General features: G+C 59.8%; 20 protein-coding genes. 13 read left to right on the forward strand and 7 right to left on the reverse strand.

Going from position 1 to position 19484, the window contains the following annotated elements; translation table 11 throughout:
- Nucleotides 1-63 precede the first annotated feature (63 nt).
- Both mrdA and H8S56_RS03105 read right to left on the reverse strand, forming a co-directional pair.
- Nucleotides 64-1953 carry a penicillin-binding protein 2 gene (gene mrdA, locus H8S56_RS03100; protein ID WP_187517834.1) on the reverse strand — a complete coding sequence of 630 codons (1890 nt, stop codon included), beginning with the start codon at nt 1951-1953 and terminating at the stop codon, nt 64-66.
- A 135-nt stretch (nt 1954-2088) separates the two neighbouring features.
- A complete protein-coding gene (locus H8S56_RS03105; RefSeq protein ID WP_024687201.1) occupies nt 2089-2529 on the reverse strand; it encodes a winged helix-turn-helix transcriptional regulator in 441 nt (146 codons plus the stop codon).
- An 86-nt stretch (nt 2530-2615) separates the two neighbouring features.
- Here H8S56_RS03105 and H8S56_RS03110 point away from each other — a divergent pair, with 86 nt between their 5' ends.
- The 3 genes from H8S56_RS03110 (at nt 2616) to H8S56_RS03120 (ending at nt 4819) form a co-directional block, all read left to right on the forward strand.
- Nucleotides 2616-3473, forward strand: a complete 858-nt coding sequence (locus H8S56_RS03110) for an SDR family oxidoreductase (protein WP_187518005.1) — start codon at nt 2616-2618, stop codon at nt 3471-3473.
- A gap of 97 nt (nt 3474-3570) precedes the next feature.
- A complete protein-coding gene (locus tag H8S56_RS03115) occupies nt 3571-3879 on the forward strand; it encodes an RcnB family protein (protein WP_024687199.1) in 309 nt (102 codons plus the stop codon).
- Nucleotides 3880-3997: 118 nt separating this feature from the next.
- Nucleotides 3998-4819, forward strand: a complete 822-nt coding sequence (locus H8S56_RS03120; RefSeq protein WP_024695272.1) for a helix-turn-helix transcriptional regulator — start codon at nt 3998-4000, stop codon at nt 4817-4819.
- A 9-nt stretch (nt 4820-4828) separates the two neighbouring features.
- Here the strand turns inward: H8S56_RS03120 and H8S56_RS03125 are convergent, their stop codons facing one another.
- Complete coding sequence (locus tag H8S56_RS03125; RefSeq protein ID WP_187517835.1) at nt 4829-5413, reverse strand: LysE family translocator; 585 nt, start codon at nt 5411-5413, stop codon at nt 4829-4831.
- Between H8S56_RS03125 and H8S56_RS03130 the strand changes: the two genes are divergently transcribed.
- From H8S56_RS03130 to H8S56_RS03145, 4 genes are all read left to right on the forward strand, one after another.
- Nucleotides 5412-5552, forward strand: a complete 141-nt coding sequence (locus H8S56_RS03130; protein WP_187517836.1) for a hypothetical protein — start codon at nt 5412-5414, stop codon at nt 5550-5552. The genes H8S56_RS03125 and H8S56_RS03130 overlap by 2 nt on opposite strands.
- Before the next feature lie 69 nt (nt 5553-5621).
- A complete protein-coding gene (locus H8S56_RS03135) occupies nt 5622-6116 on the forward strand; it encodes a DUF3828 domain-containing protein (protein ID WP_187517837.1) in 495 nt (164 codons plus the stop codon).
- 64 nt (nt 6117-6180) lie between these two features.
- Nucleotides 6181-6390, forward strand: a complete 210-nt coding sequence (locus tag H8S56_RS03140; protein ID WP_024687195.1) for a hypothetical protein — start codon at nt 6181-6183, stop codon at nt 6388-6390.
- A 115-nt stretch (nt 6391-6505) separates the two neighbouring features.
- Nucleotides 6506-6706 carry a hypothetical protein gene (locus H8S56_RS03145; RefSeq protein ID WP_024687194.1) on the forward strand — a complete coding sequence of 67 codons (201 nt, stop codon included), beginning with the start codon at nt 6506-6508 and terminating at the stop codon, nt 6704-6706.
- Here the strand turns inward: H8S56_RS03145 and H8S56_RS03150 are convergent.
- Entirely contained in the window at nt 6703-8160 is a 1458-nt protein-coding gene (locus tag H8S56_RS03150) for an MFS transporter (protein WP_187517838.1), read from the reverse strand. The two genes, H8S56_RS03145 and H8S56_RS03150, sit on opposite strands and share 4 nt — an antisense overlap.
- Before the next feature lie 62 nt (nt 8161-8222).
- Entirely contained in the window at nt 8223-9530 is a 1308-nt protein-coding gene (locus H8S56_RS03155) for an Nramp family divalent metal transporter (RefSeq protein WP_187518006.1), read from the reverse strand.
- A gap of 315 nt (nt 9531-9845) precedes the next feature.
- On the opposite strand from H8S56_RS03155, the gene H8S56_RS03160 reads away from it, so the two are divergent.
- Nucleotides 9846-11264 (forward strand): MFS transporter, encoded by a 1419-nt coding sequence (locus tag H8S56_RS03160; protein WP_187517839.1) that lies wholly within the window; start codon nt 9846-9848, stop codon nt 11262-11264.
- An 18-nt stretch (nt 11265-11282) separates the two neighbouring features.
- Here the strand turns inward: H8S56_RS03160 and H8S56_RS03165 are convergent, their stop codons facing one another.
- Nucleotides 11283-11507 carry a DUF6555 family protein gene (locus H8S56_RS03165; protein ID WP_024687190.1) on the reverse strand — a complete coding sequence of 75 codons (225 nt, stop codon included), beginning with the start codon at nt 11505-11507 and terminating at the stop codon, nt 11283-11285.
- 112 nt (nt 11508-11619) lie between these two features.
- Nucleotides 11620-13170, reverse strand: coding sequence for a nitric oxide reductase transcriptional regulator NorR (gene norR, locus H8S56_RS03170; RefSeq protein WP_024687189.1), 1551 nt, complete (start codon nt 13168-13170; stop codon nt 11620-11622).
- A gap of 363 nt (nt 13171-13533) precedes the next feature.
- Between norR and H8S56_RS03175 the strand changes: the two genes are divergently transcribed.
- Genes H8S56_RS03175 through H8S56_RS03195 form a run of 5 tightly spaced genes read left to right on the forward strand, consistent with a single transcriptional unit; the run spans nt 13534 to nt 19478 of the window.
- Entirely contained in the window at nt 13534-14985 is a 1452-nt protein-coding gene (locus H8S56_RS03175; protein WP_187517840.1) for a UbiA family prenyltransferase, read from the forward strand.
- Complete coding sequence (locus tag H8S56_RS03180; protein WP_187517841.1) at nt 14982-16298, forward strand: FAD-binding oxidoreductase; 1317 nt, start codon at nt 14982-14984, stop codon at nt 16296-16298. The genes H8S56_RS03175 and H8S56_RS03180 overlap by 4 nt, the downstream gene beginning before the upstream one ends.
- The gene (locus H8S56_RS03185; RefSeq protein ID WP_187517842.1) at nt 16295-17035 is read left to right on the forward strand and encodes an SDR family oxidoreductase; all 741 of its coding nucleotides are present in this window, start codon (nt 16295-16297) and stop codon (nt 17033-17035) included. The genes H8S56_RS03180 and H8S56_RS03185 overlap by 4 nt, the downstream gene beginning before the upstream one ends.
- Nucleotides 17032-18000 carry a lysylphosphatidylglycerol synthase transmembrane domain-containing protein gene (locus tag H8S56_RS03190; RefSeq protein WP_187517843.1) on the forward strand — a complete coding sequence of 323 codons (969 nt, stop codon included), beginning with the start codon at nt 17032-17034 and terminating at the stop codon, nt 17998-18000. The genes H8S56_RS03185 and H8S56_RS03190 overlap by 4 nt, the downstream gene beginning before the upstream one ends.
- A gap of 47 nt (nt 18001-18047) precedes the next feature.
- A complete protein-coding gene (locus H8S56_RS03195) occupies nt 18048-19478 on the forward strand; it encodes a DUF2723 domain-containing protein (RefSeq protein WP_187517844.1) in 1431 nt (476 codons plus the stop codon).
- The last annotated feature ends 6 nt before the right edge of the window (nt 19479-19484 follow it).

Genomic DNA, 19484 nt, shown 5'->3' on the forward strand with positions numbered 1-19484 from the left:
CACCATCGCCGGCAAGCCGCCTCCCACGGGGTATGCATTCATGCTCAAACGCAATGGGTACGATCAGGCGTGCGGATTGCCCGCAGGCTTGCTCGGCACAGCATATTCCGGCTTGAGTTTGCCATCGCTGTCCAGCAACCAGGCATCAAGGACTTCACGAACGACGGGGCCTGCCACACGGCCGCCCGCCTCGCCATTCTCAATGGTGACCGACACCACTATCTTCGGGTGCTCTGCGGGGGCGAAGCCGACGAACAGGGCGTTGTCCCGGTTACGCTCCAGCGTCTTCAGGCGGTTGTAACGCTCGCCCTGCTTGATCGCGACCACCTGTGCAGTACCGCTCTTGCCCGCGATGCGGTACTGCGCGCCTTTGGCGGCATCCCGGGCGATGCCGCGAGGATCATGCATGACCATCTGCATGCCTTCATTGACCTGATCCCACTCACGCGGGTCATGCAGCACGATGTTGGGCATCGGGTGCTCATCCACAGGTGCGACGTGACCGACTTCCATCGCCAGATGCGGTCGATGCCAGACACCTTTGCTGGCAATCAGCGAGGTCGCCTGGGCCAGTTGCAGCGGCGTGACCTGCATGTAGCCCTGACCGATGCCGAGAATGACCGTTTCGCCGGGAAACCAGGCCTGACGGCGCGTGGCGCGCTTCCACTCACGAGACGGCATCAGCCCTGCCGACTCTTCGAACATGTCCAGCGAGACTTTCTGGCCGATGCCGAACATGGTCATGTAGTCGTGCAGACGGTCGATGCCCAGCTTGTGCGCAAGCGTGTAGAAATACGTGTCGTTGGACCGCATGATCGCGGTGTCCATGTCCACCCAGCCGTCGCCGCTGTGGTTCCAGTTGCGGTACTTGTGATCGAAGTCCGGCAGCTGGAAATAGCCGGGGTCGAAGACCTTGGTCGAGGCGTTGACCACGCCGCTGTCCAGGCCGGCAATCGCCACTTCCGGCTTGACCGTCGAGCCCGGCGCATACAGCCCGCGCAGCACGCGGTTGAACAGCGGACGGTCGATGGAATCACGTAAGGCGGCGTACTGTTTGAAACTGATACCGGTCACGAACAGGTTGGGGTCGAAGCTCGGTTTGCTGACCATCGCCAGCACTTCCCCGGTTTCCGGGTCCAGCGCCACGATAGAACCGCGACGATCACCCAAGGCCTTTTCGGCGGCTTCTTGCAGGTGCACGTCAAGGCTCAGGGTGATGTTCTTGCCGGGTACCGGGTCGGTGTGTTTCAGAACCCGCAATACACGCCCCTGCGCGTTGGTTTCGACTTCTTCATAGCCCACATGGCCATGTAGTTCGGACTCGTAGAACCGCTCGATACCGGTCTTGCCGATCGATTGTGTGCCGCGATATTCGTTGTCCAGTTGCGAGGCTTCTTTCTCGTTGATACGCCCGACGTAGCCGATCGAATGGGCAAAGTGATCGCCCAGCGGGTAATGACGAACGAACTGCGCCGCGACATCCACCCCTGGCAGCAGGTACTGGTTGACGGCCAGAATCGCGATTTGCTCTTCGGTCAGCTCATACAGCAACGTTGCGGGCTCGAAAGGATGCCGAACCTGCTTCAACTCCTTGTCGAACAGAATGCGGTCTTCGTCGGGCAAGGCCAGCAGCGTCATCAACTCGTCGATGACCTTGTGCCAGTCACCGGCGCGCTCGCGGGTCAGGGTCAGGTTGAAACTGGGGCGGTTGTCGGCCAGAACTTCGCCATTGCGGTCGTAAATCAAACCCCGCTCCGGCGGGATCGGCAGCACGTGCACCCGATTGTTTTCGGAAATGGTCGAGTGGTAATCGAATTCAGTGACTTGCAGGAAATACATCCGTGCTATCAGGCAGGCAGCCAGCACGGCGACCAGGATGGCGCAGGCGATCAGTCGCTGGTTGACCAGCCGCGTCTCTTTCTCGTGGTCTTTAAGAGGAATCGGTTCGGGCATTTCTACAGCTTCTCGGTAAAAGTAACGACACAGCCAACATGTAAATAAATATTTCGGCGCGCACCATACCAAGAAGTGATGATTGCAGGGGGCTCGACCCGGCAAACACCGGATGAAGAATCTGTCAGTAAACGCTCATACGGGTTCATTCTCAGCCTCTGTCCGCAGCACCTGCGACGCTTCGCGGGCACGCATGATGTCCGGCAGGCGCGTCTCTATCCACAGCGCCAGCGTCTCTACCTGCAACGCAACCTCCTCACCCATGGCTGTCAGCCGATACTCGACATGCGGCGGCACCACGGGCAGAGCCTTGCGGTGCACAAAGCCGTCCTGCTCCAGGTGCTGCAACGTTTGGGCGAGCATCTTTTCGCTGACACCGCCAATCTTGCGCCGCACCTCACTGAACCGGTGCATGCCACCGCGCAACACGATCAGCACCAGCACGCCCCACCGCCCACATACGTGGTTAAGGATCACTCTGGACGGGCAATCACTGGCCAGCACCTGCCCCTGGCGAATGTTCGTCAGCATGGACTCGCCATCGCTGATCGGCATGGGAGAAGATGAATCGGGCATGGCACTTACCTTTTTGTACGTACTTACGAAAGGTAAGCACTATGGCTATGCTCACCGTTCTTTCAACCGAATACAAGGACACTGTCATGATCGTCGTCACTGCTGCCAACGGCCAACTGGGTCGCCTCGTCATTGAAAAGCTGCTCGAAACCGTTCCTGCGACGCAGATCGTTGCAGCGGTGCGCAGCCCGGAAAAGGCCGCTGACCTCGCGGCACTGGGCGTGCAGATCCGCAAGGCCGACTATTCACAACCCGCAACCCTGGACAGTGCTTTCGCCGGTGCCGACAAAGTGCTGCTGATTTCCTCGAATGAGATAGGCCAGCGCTATCCCCAGCATAAGGCCGTGATTGATGCCGCCAGACAGGCCGGCGTCAAACTGCTTGCCTACACCAGTATTCTGCATGCGGACAGCTCGGCGCTGGGGCTGGCCGATGAGCATGTTGAAACCGAAGCCTACCTGCGCGCCAGCGGCATACCCTTCACCTTGCTGCGCAATGGCTGGTACACCGAGAACTACGCCGCCTCCATTCCAGGCGCACTGGCACATGACGCCTTCATTGGCAGCGTGGGCCAAGGCCGCATCAGCTCGGCCGCGCGTCTTGATTATGCTCAGGCCGCAGCGGCTGTGCTGACTGCGGAAGAAGACCAGTCAGGGCGTGTTTATGAATTGGCAGGTGATGACGCGTACACCCTGTCGGACTTTGCCGCAGAAATCTCCAGGCAAATCGGCAAAACCATTCCCTATGTGGACATGCCACAAGCGGAGTTCGAAGCCGCGCTGCTGCAGGCAGGTTTGCCCGCCGTTTACGCGCATCTGTTCGCGGACTCAGACACCGCAGCCTCCAAAGGCGCGCTGTTCGATGACACTCGCCAGTTGAGCCGCCTGATCGGCCGCCCCACTACGCCACTGCCCGTCACCATCACCGCAGCCCTGAAAGGCTGATGCAGGCAAACCCGATCGAATGATTTTCACCCTTGAAGGTCCCATCCAGTACGAAAGGCATTAGCCATCGCATTACGACAAGACTGGGAGTCTTCATATGAAAAGCAAATCGTTGATCGCCTGCATGACCTTGCTCGGCTGTTTCTCGGTCGCCACCCTGCCCGTTCACGCAGCGGATGCGCCGGAACCGAAAGTGGCTGAGTCCAAAGACAACACTCATGAGCTTGAACTGGGTTCGCGCGTGCCTGAGAAGTATCGCCGCAGCGACTCCAGCATCAAGGACTGGAAGAGCAAAGGTCTGGAAGCACCTGCCAAGGAAAGCGAGTGGGTGCAGATCAACGACAAGTACGTGCGTTTCCAGAAGGTCAACGGACAGATCGTCGACATCGTACCGATCAAGAAGTAAGTCAGTATGAGGGAGCGTCAAACGGCGCTCCCGCTTCATCTGTTCAACGACACGGCTCAGCCACAATAGGCTACCCTCGGCGCAGCACAGGTCACATCACGCCAGAAGGGACTTCAGCATGGCCAACCCTCCCCTCACCCCGTCAGACAGCACGCCGTTCTTCTGGCGAGACGAACACCTGCCTTTTATAGAAGCGCGCTCGGTTCAGGACGGCCGCAAGGTGTGTTACGCACGCCATTCCCACGACATCTTTTCCATTGGCGCGATCACGCACGGGCAAAGCACTTACCTGCACGAAAAGACTGCGCAGCGTGTGTCAGCAGGCACCGTCGTGCTGATGAATCCGGGTGATGTTCACGCCTGCAACCCGATCCAGGACCAGCCGTGGTCGTACCTGATGCTCTACGTCGACAGTGACTGGCTGGGGGCGATCCAGCATGAAAGCGATGCTGCGTTTCAACCGCTTGCACCCACCCACAGCCGCGACCCTGCGCTGTTCGGCGCATTGACGGGGCTATACCGGACGCTCGTCGATGTGCAGTCCGATACCTTGCAGAAGCACTGCACCGCAGTGTCTTTCTTTACCCTCATGCAGAAGACGCTGGGCGAGCAGATTTCAGTGCCCGACAAGCCATCACCCAAAGTGGCGCGCGCTGCCGAGTACATCAACGAGCATTTCACCCAGGCCATCAAGCTGGCCGATATCTGCGACGCGGCGAATCTGTCAGCGTCCTACCTGATTCGCTCGTTCGAACAGCGCTACCACATGACGCCCCACGCCTACCTGCTCAACCGGCGCATTCAGCATGCACGCACCCGGTTACGTGAGGGGCGACTGATCGTTGACGTGGCGCAGGAAACCGGCTTTGCCGATCAGGCGCATTTTCAGCGCGAATTCAAGAAACACCTGGCGGCCACGCCCGGGCAGTACCGTTTCTGAGACGTCGTTTCAGATGACCAGGTACAGCGCACACCCCGCCAGCAAAACCGCCATCAGCCGATTGAACACGCGCACGCCTCTGGCGCTGCGCAGGTAGTGACTCAGAAAGCTGCCCGCGTAGGCCCAGCAGCCGAGCGAGGCATAGCAGACAACGAAATAGATCGCCGCAAACTGGCCGATCAGTAGCGCCTCGCCATTGCCCACGAACACACCCATGCCTGCTATCGAGGCCAGCCAGGCCTTCGGGTTGAGCCATTGCATAATCGCGCCGTGCAGCATCGATGGGGCACGCCCGGTCTGTGAAAAGCTCAACTGGCCGTCGTCCATCGCCAATCGCACCGCCATGTAGAGCAGAAAGGCCACACCTGCCCACTGAATGATCCGGGTCAGAGAAGGCCATTGGCGCAGGGTTTCGTGCAGGCCAAAACCGATCAGCACCAGCAACAGCGTGAACCCCAGTGTCGCACCCAGCACATGACGCATGCCGGGCCAGAACCCGTAACGTGCGCCGGTACTCAGTGCCACGATATTGACCGGCCCTGGCGTGATGGACGATGCCAGCGCAAACGCTGCCATGGAAATGAACAGACTCATGAAAAACCTCGACCGCGATCAGAAAGACCCGGTGAAGGTAATGAGGCGGGACGACCGGCGTATTGAAGAAAATTACCCTTCTGCGTTCGCCCCTTACGCACAGCCTGCGCTGCCCTACACAAAACGATTGCTTTTTTGATCGCGTGGACTACAAATGCGATGTCATCACGGTGCAATCATCGCCCCCTTCCATTGCGAGCTTCGTTACATGTCCCGACCTATTGCAATCGCCCTTGCTTGCCTGCTCTCGTCCACCGTACAGGCTGCCTGCCCGGCCGCGACGCCGGTCGATACAGCCCGATGGATCTATGAGAAACATCAGGATTTTTATATCAATGGCAAAGGCGCGGCGGACTACCTGTCAAAACCGTTGCTGAGCCTGCTGAAAAGAGACTGGACGTGCCAGGGTCCGGGTGGCGACCAATGTGCCATCGGCGCCAACCCCTGGACCGATGCTCAGGACGGCGACGTGCAAAAGCCCATCGAGTGGACAACGGTGTCGAATGCGGACAAGCAGGCGGTTGTCGAAATGACCTACCTATTGGGCTACAAGGATGCGCCACAGCAACCGGCCGCCACTCAGACGTCACGCATGCGAATGGTCAAAAACCCTAATGGCTGCTGGGCGCTGGACGACCTGCAAGGGCCGCAGGACGTCGCCCTGACCCAGACCTTGCAGGACTTCCCTTATGAAGGCGACTGATTGGTCTTGAAACAATCGGTCATTATCTGTATCACAGCAAGCTCAGCCCTCAAGAGCGAGCAACATGAATACCTTTGAGCAGTCGATTATTGAAGCGGCGCAGGATGCCACGCCCAATAACACTGATGCCGAACGCGAAGCCGCCAGGGTCGCGGCCACTCAGGCAGTGGCCGAAATCATGTCCAGCCTGACCGGCCTGGATCGCACCCTGGCGCTGGCCGAGTTACTCGACTCCTACTCGGAACAGGACGATCAGGACGACGACCAGGCTTGAACATATAGTTGGCGATCGCCCTAAAGCAAAACGCCATTACCGCCGATAGAATAATGACTGGCTTGTGAAACCTCTTCACTCAGTGCGCTCGGATGCGATCAACAGGAATGCACCGGTGCAAATAGAGCAACTCAAAGACATTCAGGCCTATGTGCAGCGTACCGCTGACGACCTCGAGCGCGTGTCGCGCAACATGGCAGGTCATCTCGCTTACTTGCAGACCCACTCGCGTTCGACTGAAGCCCGTGCCGTCAGCGAGCAGATTCAGGGACTCACGGCGTCGGTGCAGGATCTGCGCGGCGTGTTCAACAGCTAATCATCCCTGGCCTGCGACAACGGTCGCGCCACCTCCTCCAGCGACTTGCGCTCCGCCGCCGCGCCCCAGATTGACTGCACGAACGCCGCCAACAGCATCAACCCGGCCCCGATGAGATAACCGATCAGCACATTGCTGCGATCATGGGTCTCGATCAACTCACCAAACAGCGTCGGGCCGATTATTCCGCCCAGCCCTGTACCGAACGCATAGAACACGGCGATGGCCAGCGCACGAATTTCCAGCGGAAAGGTTTCGGCGACCGTCAGGTAAGCCGAGCTGGCAGCGGCCGACGCGAAGAAAAAAATCACCATCCAGGCGATGGCTTGCTGGGTCACGTCCAGCAGACCTTGCTGGAACAGATAGCTACTGATCGCCAGCAGAACACCTGAAAGTCCGTAGGTCAGGCTGATCATGACGCGCCGACCGACCACATCGAACAGCCGCCCCAACAGCAGCGGCCCGCAGAAGTTACCCAGTGCCAGCGGCAGCACATACCAGCCCACCTGTTCGGCCGGTACGTCATAGAAATCAGTAAGCACCAACGCGTAGGTGAAGAAGATTGCGTTGTAGAAAAATGCCTGCGCGGTCAGGAGCGTCAGGCCTACCAGCGAGCGTTGGCGCAACGACACGAACAGCGTATGGAAAATCTCGCCAATCGGTGTGTGGTCGCGGGCGTGCAGGCGCAGCGGCTTGCCTTTCACGGCGGGCAGCACGTGCCCTCGTTGCTGCATGCTGGCTTCGATTTGCTCGACGATCTTGCGCGCTTCATCCGAGCGACCGTGAATCATCAGCCAGCGCGGACTTTCCGGCAGCCACAGGCGCATCAGCAAAATGAACAGACCCAGCACCGCGCCGATGCCGAAGCACAGCCGCCAGCCCAGTTCAGCGCCCACAAGGTCGGGGTCCAGCAACACGATTGAACCCACCGCACCGAGCGCCGCGCCCAGCCAGAAAGTGCCATTAATAGTCAGGTCTACCCAGCCGCGGTAGCGCGCAGGCGTGAACTCCTGAATGGTCGAGTTGATGGCCGTGTATTCGCCGCCGATGCCCATGCCGGTCAGAAACCGAAACAGCATGAAGCTCCAGACGTTGAACGAAAATGCCGTCGCGAAGGTGGCGCAGATGTAGAGCGCCAGGGTGATGAAGAACAATTTGCGTCGCCCGAGACGATCGGTCAGCCAACCGAAAAACAACGCGCCCAACACCGCGCCGGCAATGTAAGCCGCGCCCGCCAGACCGATGTCGGCATTGCTCATGCTCAACGTCGGGCTGGCTTTAAGCGCGCCCGCGACAGAGCCGGCCAGGGTAACTTCAAGCCCGTCGAGCAGCCAGGTAATCCCCAGCGCCACCACCAGCAGGGTGTGGAAACGCCCCCAGGGCAATCGATCCAGCCGGGCAGGCAAGTCAGTCTCGAATACCTGCCCTTTGTCAGGGGTCTGGAGGGTCGTCATTTCCGGATTCCTTCACGGCAGACCTGTTGTCAGGAGTGAGAGCCGTGCAGCAATACCTAAGTTCAGCTTACCCAGAACCACAGCAGCGTCAGGTTGGCGGCCGAGATCAAGCCAAACAGGCCCCAGGCCGCGATTTGCACCACGCGGCCGTTAACGAACGGGCCCATTAAAGATTTGTCACTGGTGAAGCGAATGAGCGGCCACAGTGCAAACGGCAACTGCAGGCTCAGTACCACCTGACTGAGCACCAGCATCTGCCCGACCGAGCTGTCGCCCAGCCAGATCACACCGATCAGCGCCGGGATCAATGCCAGCGCACGCGTGATCAAACGTCGCTGCCAGCAAGGGATCTTCGCCTGCAAAAAGCCTTCAAGCACGACCTGGCCTGCAATAGTGCCGGTAAAGGTCGAGCTCTGCCCCGCTGCCAGCAAGGCCACACCGAACAGCACGCTGGCTAGTGCGCCGCCCACCAACGGGTCAAGCAAATGGTAGGCGTCCTGAATCTCCACCACGTCGGTGTGACCGGTCTTGTGAAAGGCAGCCGCTGCGAGAATCAAAATGGCCGCGTTGATCAGCAGCGCGAGGCTGAGCGAGCCGATCGTGTCCAGGCGCGCGAACCGAATGGCCGTGGCCTTGCTCGCCAGGTCAGAACCGTTGACCCGGGTCTGCACCACCGAGGAGTGCAGATAGAGGTTATGTGGCATGACCGTAGCGCCCAGAATGCCGATGGCGATGTACAGCGGCTCCTGACTGCTGAGCACGTCCCAGCTGGGTTTGAGACCGGCTGCAACGTCCGGCCAGAATGGCTTGATCAGGATCAGCTCGACGGCAAAGCAGGCCGCGATGGTTGCGATCAGCCCCAGCACAATGGCTTCCAGACGACGGAAGTTGGCACCCTGCAAGGCCAGCACGATCAAGGTGTCGAACGCCGTCAGTGCCACACCCGTGGTAATCGAGACGCCCAACAGCAGGTGAAACGCCAACGCCGCGCCCAGCACCTCGGCCAGGTCGGTGGCAATGATCGACAACTCGGCCAGCACCCATTGCTCTTTGGCGACATTACGGCTGTAGCGCGCAGCCGACAATTGCGCCAGGTCACGCCCAGTGGCGATACCCAGACGCGAGCACAGATTCTGCAGCACCATCCCCGACAGACTCGCCAGCACCACCACGAACAGCAGCGCATAACCGAAACGCGATCCTGCCTCGATGGCCGTCGCCCAGTTGCCAGGGTCCATGTAGCCAATGGAGACCAGCAAGCCGGGACCCACGAACAACATCATCTTGCGCAGCACTGACGCATTGGGCGGAATGGCGACACTGTCGGTCGTTGCCGAGGGACAGAACGGCGCCGTTGCGGTGGTAGGCAGTTTGTACGTCACGGGAACCCGATGAGGCAGAAAGCGAAGCACTTATCCTAAAGTTTCGCGACACATTCTGATACATCGACGCCCGTAAACGCTCTGGATATCGCTTTTTATAGGTCGTTAATCATTCATTCGGTGTCGATTACATGACAACGGGAATCTTAAAGAAATCGTCATACTCGCTACACAAATAACTATTTAAAGTAATTTTAAAGCAATAAAACGTCTTTTATAGCCTTAAAATCGCCTTATTCTGCAAGTATTACCAAATGTAAAACGCGTAATATGTCCGATCCTCCTCCTTTGGACAGCCTCAGCATGCCCTCCTCGACCCTGGCCACTGACACCCTTACGGACGCCCATCGCGCCGCATTGATCTCGGCGCGCATCGACCGCCTGCCCGCCGTGGCGACGATCTGGAAACTGGTCGCGCTGCTGTCCATCGGCGGTTTTTTCGAACTCTACGATCTGTTCCAGACCGCCTACATCAGCCCCGGACTAATCCGCGACGGGATTTTTGCCACCGGCAGTCAGGGGCTGTTCGGCTTCTCCGATCAGGCAGCGTTCGCCTCGGCAACCTTTCTGGGGCTGTTCTTTGGTGCCAGCCTGCTCAGCCCGATTGCCGATCGCTTCGGGCGTCGCGCGATTTTCACTTTCGCGCTGATCTGGTACACCGTGGCCACGGTAATGATGGGCCTGCAGACCTCCGCGATGGGCGTGATCGGCATGCGCTTCCTGGTCGGCATCGGCCTGGGTGTCGAGTTGGTCACCATTGATGCCTACCTGTCGGAACTGGTGCCCAAACGCATGCGCAGCGCGGCGTTCGCTTTCGCCTTTTTCATTCAGTTTCTGTCGGTACCCACCGTTGCCCTGATGTCATGGTGGCTGGTGCCACAAGCGCCGTTCGGTTATTCGGGCTGGCGTTGGGTGGTCATCAGCAGCGCGGTGTTTGCCCTGTTCATCTGGTGGCTGCGTTCAGCGTTGCCGGAATCGCCACGCTGGCTGGCACAACAGGCGCGCTTCAAGGAAGCCGAGCAGGTGGTGGACGAGCTGGAGGCACGCTGCCTGAAGGACCATAAAAAGCCGCTGGACGAACCCGAACTGGCGCATGTAGTGGTCGAGGGCAAGGGTCGCTTTGCCGACATCTGGCAACCGCCTTACCGTCGTCGCGCCTTGATGCTGATTGCCTTCCATATCTTCCAGGCCATCGGGTTCTTCGGTTTTGGCAACTGGCTGCCGGCGCTGCTTTCCGGCCAGGGCGTGAGCGTGACCCACAGTCTGGCCTACGCCTTCGTGATCACACTGGCATACCCGTTGGGTCCGTTGTTGTTCGTGAAGTTTGCCAATCGGTTTGAAAACAAATGGCAGATCGTAGGATCAGCCTTGGGCTCGATGATCTTCGGCACGCTGTTCGCTTTTCAGACCAGCGCAGTGGGGCTGATTGTCTGCGGGGTCATGATCACGTTCTGTAACGCCTGGTTGAGTTTCAGCTATCACTCTTATCAGGGCGAGCTGTTCCCCACCAATATCCGGGCTCGCGCGGTCGGCTTTTGTTACTCGTTCAGTCGACTGTCGACGGTATTCAGCAGCTTGCTGATCGGCATCTTTCTGGAGCATTTCGGCACGCCCGGCGTGCTGGCATTCATCGTCAGCAGCATGCTGATCGTCATCGTGACCATCGCAGGCTTTGGGCCACGCACGCGAAATCTGGCGCTGGAAAACATTGCTCATCGTTGAAACAGCGCGGGGATGGGCTCACGCCTGAGCCCATTCCACATTACTGATGCCGAAGTGTTCCGCGTAAGGTTTGGTGACGCGCGGCACCTTTTCCAGACGATACTTGGGGATGCGCGCCAGGCCTGCATCGACACTTGCGTAGTGCCAGGCCTCGACCGTATCCATATGTTCGGTTCGTATATAGAAACTCTTGAAAGAGCCATTCAAAAGATAATCAATGCGAAAGTGTTTGGGCAGTGCCATTGAAAGCCTGATCCTTTTTCAGTGGTGGCTTGAGTAATAGGTGACCCAAGTTGTCATGAAAAAATTCACTCTTTCTCAGGTATCGGCGACCAATGAACACCGACCGACGCCATCAGCGGATGCCCAATCGCTTCGACAGTCTATTGAGATTGGCTCTATCGACCGACAACTCGCGGGCTACGTCCACCCAACGTCCCTGATGTCGGTCAAGCGCCTCGGCAATCAACGCCCGTTGATAGGCATCCACAGCCGCTTTGAGTCCCTGGCCCTGAATCAACGGCGGACAGTCCAGCGCCACCTGCGCTGACAAGGCACTGTCGAGAGGTTCATCAAGGTCCAATGCCTGGGGCTCGATGGTCAGAATACGCGGCCTTTGCGCATGGGCCGAAAGCGCCTTGAGCACCGCGCGACTGATCAGGTGCTCCAGTTCCCTGACATTGCCAGGCCAGGCATACGCCAGCAGCATTCGCTGCGCATCGGCGTTCAGGCGCAGGCTGCGCAAGCCCATGCGCAGCCGGTTTTCCTCCAGAAAGTAGCCGGCCAGCAACAGCACGTCACGGCCACGCTCGCGCAGTGCCGGCACCTGCAATGGGTACACACTCAAACGATGATAAAGGTCGGCGCGAAACCGGCCAGAGCGCACTTCCTCAGCCAGATTGCGATTGGTGGCCGCGATGATCCTGACATCCACCCGATGTTCGTGATCGGAGCCCACCCGCTGCAACTGGCCGCTCTGCAATACGCGCAGCAACTTGGACTGCACGGTAAGCGGCAGTTCGCCCACTTCGTCCAGAAACAGCGTGCCGCCGTCCGCCAGCTCGAACTTGCCGCTGCGGCCATTGACGGCACCGGAGAACGCGCCTTTGACATGCCCGAACAGCTCGCTCTCAACCAGTGTTTCCGGCAGCGCCGCACAGTTAAGGCTGATCAGCGGCTTGTGCGCCCTGGGGGAATGCAAGTGGATGGCCTCGGCGACAAGCTCCTTGCCGACACCGGTTTCGCCGGTGACCAGAACGGTCAGCGGGCTGTTGGCGACCAACTGGATTTCCTGCTGCAGACGTTCCAGCACAGCACTCTGGCCAATCAGCTCCCGCGGCGCTCGTCCACCGGCTGCACGTTTGTAGACTTCCGCCAGTTGTCGCTGATCCTCGAACCCGCGTGCCAGATGCTGGATGCGCTCGCTGGCCATGACTGTGGCTGCGGCGAGACTGGCGAACGCCTGCAGGTTATCCAGATCGACCTTGCCGAAGCTGGACGGGTCCAGCGAGTCGAGGGTCATAAGCCCCCACGGCCGCTCCTGGAAATACAGCACGCAGCCCACGCAATCATGAACTTCCAGAGGGCCGTGCCCTTCGACGAGGCCGTCATAGGGATCAGGCAGCGGGCAATCGTAGGAAAAGCGCACCGGCACCTGGCTTTCCAGCAACGCCTTGAAACGCGGATGCTCGTCGACCTTGAAGCGTCGCCCCAGCGTATCGGGGCTTAATCCATCCACGGCGAGCGGGATCAGCACATCGTCGTCGAGCCTGAGCAGCGCCGCAGCGTCGCAATGCAGCCATTGCCGCAGCGCCTGCAGCAACCGCCGATAACGCTCCTCGTCGGGCAGTTCGCGTGACAGATCGGCAACCAGCGGTACCAGCGCGCGTAGCAGTGGATGGGTCATCTTGACTCCCGGACAACGGCAAAAAGGGTGTCATTATGACTCCTGTCGTGGACATCATCATCCCTGTTTCAACGTCGTGACGCACACACTTCGGCGACAGTGGAAGACCAGTACTTATTAAAGACCAATAACTCCGTGTCGCCAGTCAATATCCAGCGCCTGCCGTATCGAACATATCGCTGCTCCAGACCGTGAATGTGTTACTTGAATGAAACAATAGTATTAACGGTCGGCCGCTTTATTATCCCGGTCTTTTCTGACGCCATACAGACGGCAATTAAATCCACTGTGTTTAATTTTATTGAAGTGGCGGTTGTCCATTTTCGTTCCATAGTGCGCTCACTTTCACAGGAGCCACTGTCCATGTCTGGCATTCAGGGAAGAATTCTCGAAGTCCATCCACCCTTGGTCGTTGACCTGGATGGCACGCTGTTGCGTTCAGACTTGCTGTTTGAAACGGCCATGGCGTTCGTGCGGCAACATCCGCTGCAGGTCTTCAAACTGCTGCTGTGGCTGTTAAAGGGCAAGGCCGCGCTGAAACAGGGCCTGGCATTGGCCAGCACGGTCGATATTGCGCTTCTGCCCTATGACCCGCAGGTGCTCAGTTACATTGAGGCGCAACGCAGCACGGGCCGGCTGATCGTTCTCGCCACCGCCGCTCATGAAACCCTGGCTAATCGCATTGCAACGCACCTGAATCTGTTCGATCAGGTGTGGGCCTCGGACGGTGAGGTCAATCTCTCGGCCCATCGCAAACGTGATCTGCTGATCAGCCACTACGGTCAGGGCGGTTTCGACTACATCGGCAACTCTTCAGACGACCTGTGCATCTGGACCGTCGCACGCAAGGCCATCGTCGCCAACCCGCATACAGGCGTCGAACGCCAGGCGCAGGCGCACGGCAATGTCGAGCAGGTCATGAATGCCAACGCGTCGAGCCTCAAGGACTGGCGCAAGGCGCTGCGCCTGCATCAGTGGCTCAAGAACGCGCTGATCTTCGTGCCGCTGCTGGCGGCGCATCAGATCCAGCAGCCTGAACAGTGGATCGACGGCCTGCTGGCGTTTTTGCTCTTCGGCCTCTGTGCATCGAGCGTCTATGTACTCAACGACCTGCTGGACCTGGCGGACGACCGGCACCATCGCAGCAAACGCAATCGGCCGTTCGCCAGTGGCCGCCTACCAATCACGTCGGGACTGATCGCGGTACCGACCTTGTTGCTGCTGGCTTTCGGAGGAGCAGCGTGGTTTCTGCCGTGGCAGTTTTCAGCGGTGCTGGGGGCGTACTACGTGTTGACGCTGGTGTATTCGCTGTACCTCAAGCGGCACATGGCCGTGGACGTCATTGTACTGGCCATGCTCTACACCACACGCATTCTGGCCGGTGCAGCGGCCTTTCATCTGCCACTCACGTTCTGGATTCTGGCGTTCTCGATGTTCCTGTTCCTGAGTCTGGCGCTGGTCAAACGCTACGCCGAGTTGCGCGAAGCGCGGGTGCGTGAGGTCGAAGGCAAGGCACGCGGTCGCGGCTATTACCCCAGCGACCTGGACATGATCGCCTCGCTGGGTGCGTCGTCCGGCAACCTCGCCGTGATGGTTCTGGCGCTGTACATACACGAAGGGGCCACTGTGGTGCTGTATCAACACCCGCATGTCATCTGGCTGGCGTGCCCGTTGCTGCTGTTCTGGATCACCCGGCTGTGGATGCTCACCCATCGCGGTTTGATGAATGATGATCCGGTCGTATTCGCCATACGCGACCGCATCAGTCAGGGGGTCGGCGCGCTGTTCCTCCTGGTGTTCTGGATTGCCGCATGACGGCGCCTCTCTATCCGTGGGGTCGGTATCCCCTGATCGCGCAGCAGGGCCATGAATGCTCGTGGATCGATGATCTCCCACAGCATCTGGACACCACACTTGCCCTTCATGAAAGCAGCCTGCCCTTCGGCAATGGCCGCAGCTACGGCGACAGTTGCCTGGCCAGCAGCGGGCATGTGCTGCACATGCACCGGCTGGACCGTTTTATCGCGGCCAACTGGACCACCGGCGTGGTGCGCGTCGAAGCGGGCATGACCCTCGCGCAGGTACTCGCCGCTGCCATCCCGCAGGGCTGGTTTCTGCCGGTGACGCCGGGCACACAATTCGTCACGGTAGGCGGCGCAATCGCCAATGACGTACACGGCAAAAATCATCACCTGCGCGGCACCTTTGGCTGCCATGTACCACGCTTCGGCCTGATACGTCACCGCGAGCAGCCGTTGATCTGCTGCCCGGCCGAGAACCCGTTGCTGTATGCGGCCAGCATCGGCGGGCTGGGGCTGACCGGGGTCATTCACTGGGCCGATCTGCAGTTGATGCCGATTCGTGCCAGCCAGATCGACAGCACTGTGGTGCGCTTCGCCAACCTCGGCGAGTTCTTTTCGCTGTCGCGGGAGCTGGACCATCAGCACGAATACAGCGTGGCCTGGATCGACTGTCTGGCGCGAGGCAGCCATAGCGGGCGTGGTGTGTACATCGTCGGCGACCATGCGCGCTTCGGCTCGTTTGAGGTCGAGCGGCGCAGCAAACTGAGTGTGCCCCTCACCCCGCCGCTGTCGCTGATCAACAACCTGTCGCTGCGCCTGTTCAACTCGCTGTACTGGCACGCCCACCCGGCACGGCCTACGCCACGGCGCAGCACCTACGAGCCGTTTTTCTATCCGCTCGACCGAGTACTGCACTGGAACCGGATTTATGGGCGCAAGGGCTTTCAGCAATACCAGTGCGTGATACCTGAAGACTGCGCGCAGGACGCCATGCAGGCGCTGCTCGATGTCATCGCCGAATCCGGTCAGGGTTCATTTCTGGCGGTGCTCAAGCGCTGTGGTGACATTGCCTCGCCCGGCCTGCTGTCGTTCCCGATGCCGGGCACTTCGCTGGCGCTGGACTTTCCGCAACACCGCGACCTTGCCGGGTCGTTGTTCCCGCGTCTGGACGCCATTGTCCACGAGGCCGGCGGACGTCTGTACCCGGCCAAGGACGCCCACATGAACGGGAGCGATTTCCGCCAGGCCTACCCGGCCTGGGAGAGACTGGAAGCCCTGCGCGACCCTTCCCTGATGTCCCGCTTCTGGAAACGAATCCTGCCATGAAACGAATTCTGATCATCGGAGCCACCTCGGCCATCGCCCACGCCTGCGCTCGTCTATGGGCCGCACAAGGCTGTGAATTCTTTCTGGTGGCGCGCAGTGCCGACAAGCTGCAGGTCACGGCGGCCGATCTCAAGGGGCGCGGCGCCAAGACCGTCACGCTGTATGAAATGGACGCCACGCATTTCGCCGAGCACCCCGCCATGCTGGCCGACTGTCTCAAGACCCTCGGTCAGATCGACGTCGTGTTGATCGCTCATGGCACCCTGCCGGATCAACGCGCCTGCGAGCAGGATGTCGGGCTGGCACTGCAGGAGTTCATCACCAACAGCGCGTCGGTGATCGCGTTGCTGACACTGCTCGCTCAGCATTTCGAGGTTCAGCGGTGCGGCACGCTGGCGGTCATCTCATCGGTCGCCGGTGAACGGGGCCGGCCTTCCAACTACCTGTACGGCTCGGCGAAGGCTGCGGTGTCGACCTTTTGCGAGGGCTTGCAGGCGCGGCTGTTCAAGCTGGGCGTGCACGTGCTGACCATCAAGCCCGGCTTTGTCGACACGCCGATGACACAAGGCCTGTCGCTGCCCGCGGCATTGCTCGCCCAGCCCGAGCAGGTCGCCGAACGGATCGTCAACGGCATTGCCCGTCAGTCCACCAGCCTGTACGCGCCGGGGTTCTGGGCGTGGATCATGCTGGCGATCCGCTCGATTCCACAGCCGTTGTTCAAGAGGCTCAACCTGTGACGGGCACGCCGTGGCTGTCCGGGTGGCGCTACCGGGCCGTGGTGCTGTCAGTCATCGGCTCGGCGCTGGGCTACCTGGCGTTCTGTCTGTGGGGCGGCTGGCACGAGGTGGCGCAGGCTACAGCAAGAGTCGGCACCATCGGCATCGTACTTGCGCTGCTGATGTCGACGGTGAATTACGGGCTGCGCTTCCTGCGCTGGCAACTTTATCTGCAAGTGCTCGGCCATCCGCTGGCGTGGCGCGACAGCCTGCCTGCGTACCTGGCAGGCTTTGCCTTGACCACCACACCGGGCAAGGCAGGAGAAGCGCTGCGCGGCGTATTGCTCAAGCCGCTGGGCGTACCTTACCCGCAGAGTTTTGCGGCGTTTGTCAGCGAGCGGCTGTCCGACCTGCTGGCGATTGCGCTGCTGACGTTGTTCGGGCTGTTTTGGTACCCACCTGCGCAACCGATGATTGCTGTAGGTCTGGCGCTGGTGATGTCGGGATTGCTGACCCTGTCGCAACGTCGCTTGCTGGAAGGATTGCGGGGAACGATCGCGCACGCGACCTCTCGGCTGCCGACGCTGCTCAAGCACCTGCTCGATGTGTTGCTGGCTGCTCGTCACTGCCATCGCTGGAATGTGCTGTTGGGCGCCAGCCTGCTCAGCCTGATCGCCTGGAGCGCCGAGGCGCTTGCGTTTCACTGGGTGCTTGGCTGGATGGGCGCAGAGATTCCACTGACGTTCGCGGTGTTCACTTACGCACTCGCGATGCTGGCCGGTGCACTGAGTTTCATGCCCGGCGGGCTGGGCGGTGCCGAAGCGGTGATGATCGGGCTGCTGATGTTCAAGGGCATGCCCGCTGCCGACGCAATTGCCGCGACCATTCTGATTCGTCTTGCGACCCTGTGGTTTGCGGTCGCCATCGGCGCAGTCATGCTCAGCCGGTTCAAGGACTCGACGTCGATGGAACATCCAGCCCGATGAGGCGATGCCATCGGACAAGACCACTCGCCTCAAGGAGGAGCTTCTAAATGACTTCATCCCATGCTCGACCTTCAATCACGATTGCCCTGCTGTTGCTGTGTGCCGCCATTGTGGCCAGCTTCATTGCGTCCAGCGGCCCGATCCAGTGGATGGACAACGGCATGTTCCTGGCCGAGGCCACCACCGGTGAGTATTTCAGCCAGTCACTCGGGCCGCTGGATCATCCGTTTTTTCACTTCTTCAGCACGCTGTTTTACATAGTGTTCGGCTCGCAGGTGCTCAGCCTGATGAACTCGCTGCTGTTGCTGCCACTGGCGTGGATCATCTACCAACTGGCAACCCGCGTCGGTGCTACGCCGCGTCAGGCGTTGCTGGCCGCCACGGCCACAATACTGGCCCACGCGGTGTTCTGGGTGTCAACCAAGGCCGAGGTCTATCTGCTGCACACCTTGTTCGTGGTGGCGGGCTATGCGGTGCAATTCAGTGCCAGCCCGCGTCTGACGCCTTTGAAAAAACTGTTCGTCATCGGCGTGCTGACCGGGCTGAGCGCCTCGATCCATCAACTGACCTTCATCGTGATGCTGCCGCTTTACATCCAGTTGCTGTACCAGCACAAGGCGCGAATGCTGATGACGGTGCCCGGTTTCATCCTCGGCTTCGCAACTGCCGCCGTGGCAGTGTCCAACGACCTGAACGCGGGAATGGGGCTGATCGACATCGTTCGGCGTTACCTGACGGGTGCCTCGACGACCCTCGCAGGCCCAGAGTGGGAAGGCAGCCTGTTTCGATTCGACGACTTGTGGCACGAGAAGAACTCGGTGGTGCTGCTGTTGCTGTCGTTGATCGGCCCACAGGTTGCAGGGCTGCTGTTATTTCCCGCAGACAGCCGGTTGCGCCTGCTGTGGAGTGCAGCGCTGTTGAATCTGGTCTTCGCGATTTCCTACAACGTCACTGATCGCTTCACCTTCTTCCTGCCGGGCATCGCCATGCTGAGCATAATCGGCATGATTCAGCTGCCTGCGCTGCTGCCGCACAATCGGACAGGCACTGCGCTGCTGAACGTCTCGGTGCTGACGTCGCCGCTGGTGATCATGCTGGCGTACTCGCTGTATGCCAGCGGCGTGGTCAATCTGCCCACCCACAAGGAGAAACTTCCGTTTCGCGATGACATCCACTATTTCATGGTGCCCTACCTGCCCGACCGCTCTGCCGAACAGTTCGTGAAGGCCTACGAGCAATTGGTGCCTGAGGGGGCGCTGATCATCGCTGACTGGACGCCCATGGGCGCGATTCGCTCCGGGCAGGCGATGGGTGTGTTGCGCGGTCGCAAGCTGGCCATGTGCGGGGATAACGTCGACATCCGCCCCTATATCGGCAATCCAGGCGTCTATCTGGCACGCCTGAGTTATTGCGCGATGATTGCGGACGATTACGCACTGGAATACAAGTCGGTGGGATTTGCATTACATGCCAAGTAACGCAAA

Source organism: Pseudomonas triticifolii (assembly GCF_014358015.1).
GTDB classification, from domain to species: Bacteria; Pseudomonadota; Gammaproteobacteria; order Pseudomonadales; family Pseudomonadaceae; genus Aquipseudomonas; species Aquipseudomonas triticifolii.

Bases quoted from the DNA above. Each gene is read 5' to 3' on its own strand.
- mrdA (WP_187517834.1), bottom strand. From the start codon at position 1,953: ATGCCCGAACCGATTCCTCTTAAAGACCACGAGAAAGAGACGCGGCTG.
- H8S56_RS03105 (WP_024687201.1), bottom strand. From the start codon at position 2,529: ATGCCCGATTCATCTTCTCCCATGCCGATCAGCGATGGCGAGTCCATG.
- H8S56_RS03110 (WP_187518005.1), top strand. From the start codon at position 2,616: ATGATCGTCGTCACTGCTGCCAACGGCCAACTGGGTCGCCTCGTCATT.
- H8S56_RS03115 (WP_024687199.1), top strand. From the start codon at position 3,571: ATGAAAAGCAAATCGTTGATCGCCTGCATGACCTTGCTCGGCTGTTTC.
- H8S56_RS03120 (WP_024695272.1), top strand. From the start codon at position 3,998: ATGGCCAACCCTCCCCTCACCCCGTCAGACAGCACGCCGTTCTTCTGG.
- H8S56_RS03130 (WP_187517836.1), top strand. From the start codon at position 5,412: ATGAAAAACCTCGACCGCGATCAGAAAGACCCGGTGAAGGTAATGAGG.
- H8S56_RS03125 (WP_187517835.1), bottom strand. From the start codon at position 5,413: ATGAGTCTGTTCATTTCCATGGCAGCGTTTGCGCTGGCATCGTCCATC.
- H8S56_RS03135 (WP_187517837.1), top strand. From the start codon at position 5,622: ATGTCCCGACCTATTGCAATCGCCCTTGCTTGCCTGCTCTCGTCCACC.
- H8S56_RS03140 (WP_024687195.1), top strand. From the start codon at position 6,181: ATGAATACCTTTGAGCAGTCGATTATTGAAGCGGCGCAGGATGCCACG.
- H8S56_RS03150 (WP_187517838.1), bottom strand. From the start codon at position 8,160: ATGACGACCCTCCAGACCCCTGACAAAGGGCAGGTATTCGAGACTGAC.
- H8S56_RS03160 (WP_187517839.1), top strand. From the start codon at position 9,846: ATGCCCTCCTCGACCCTGGCCACTGACACCCTTACGGACGCCCATCGC.
- H8S56_RS03165 (WP_024687190.1), bottom strand. From the start codon at position 11,507: ATGGCACTGCCCAAACACTTTCGCATTGATTATCTTTTGAATGGCTCT.
- norR (WP_024687189.1), bottom strand. From the start codon at position 13,170: ATGACCCATCCACTGCTACGCGCGCTGGTACCGCTGGTTGCCGATCTG.
- H8S56_RS03175 (WP_187517840.1), top strand. From the start codon at position 13,534: ATGTCTGGCATTCAGGGAAGAATTCTCGAAGTCCATCCACCCTTGGTC.
- H8S56_RS03180 (WP_187517841.1), top strand. From the start codon at position 14,982: ATGACGGCGCCTCTCTATCCGTGGGGTCGGTATCCCCTGATCGCGCAG.
- H8S56_RS03185 (WP_187517842.1), top strand. From the start codon at position 16,295: ATGAAACGAATTCTGATCATCGGAGCCACCTCGGCCATCGCCCACGCC.
- H8S56_RS03195 (WP_187517844.1), top strand. From the start codon at position 18,048: ATGACTTCATCCCATGCTCGACCTTCAATCACGATTGCCCTGCTGTTG.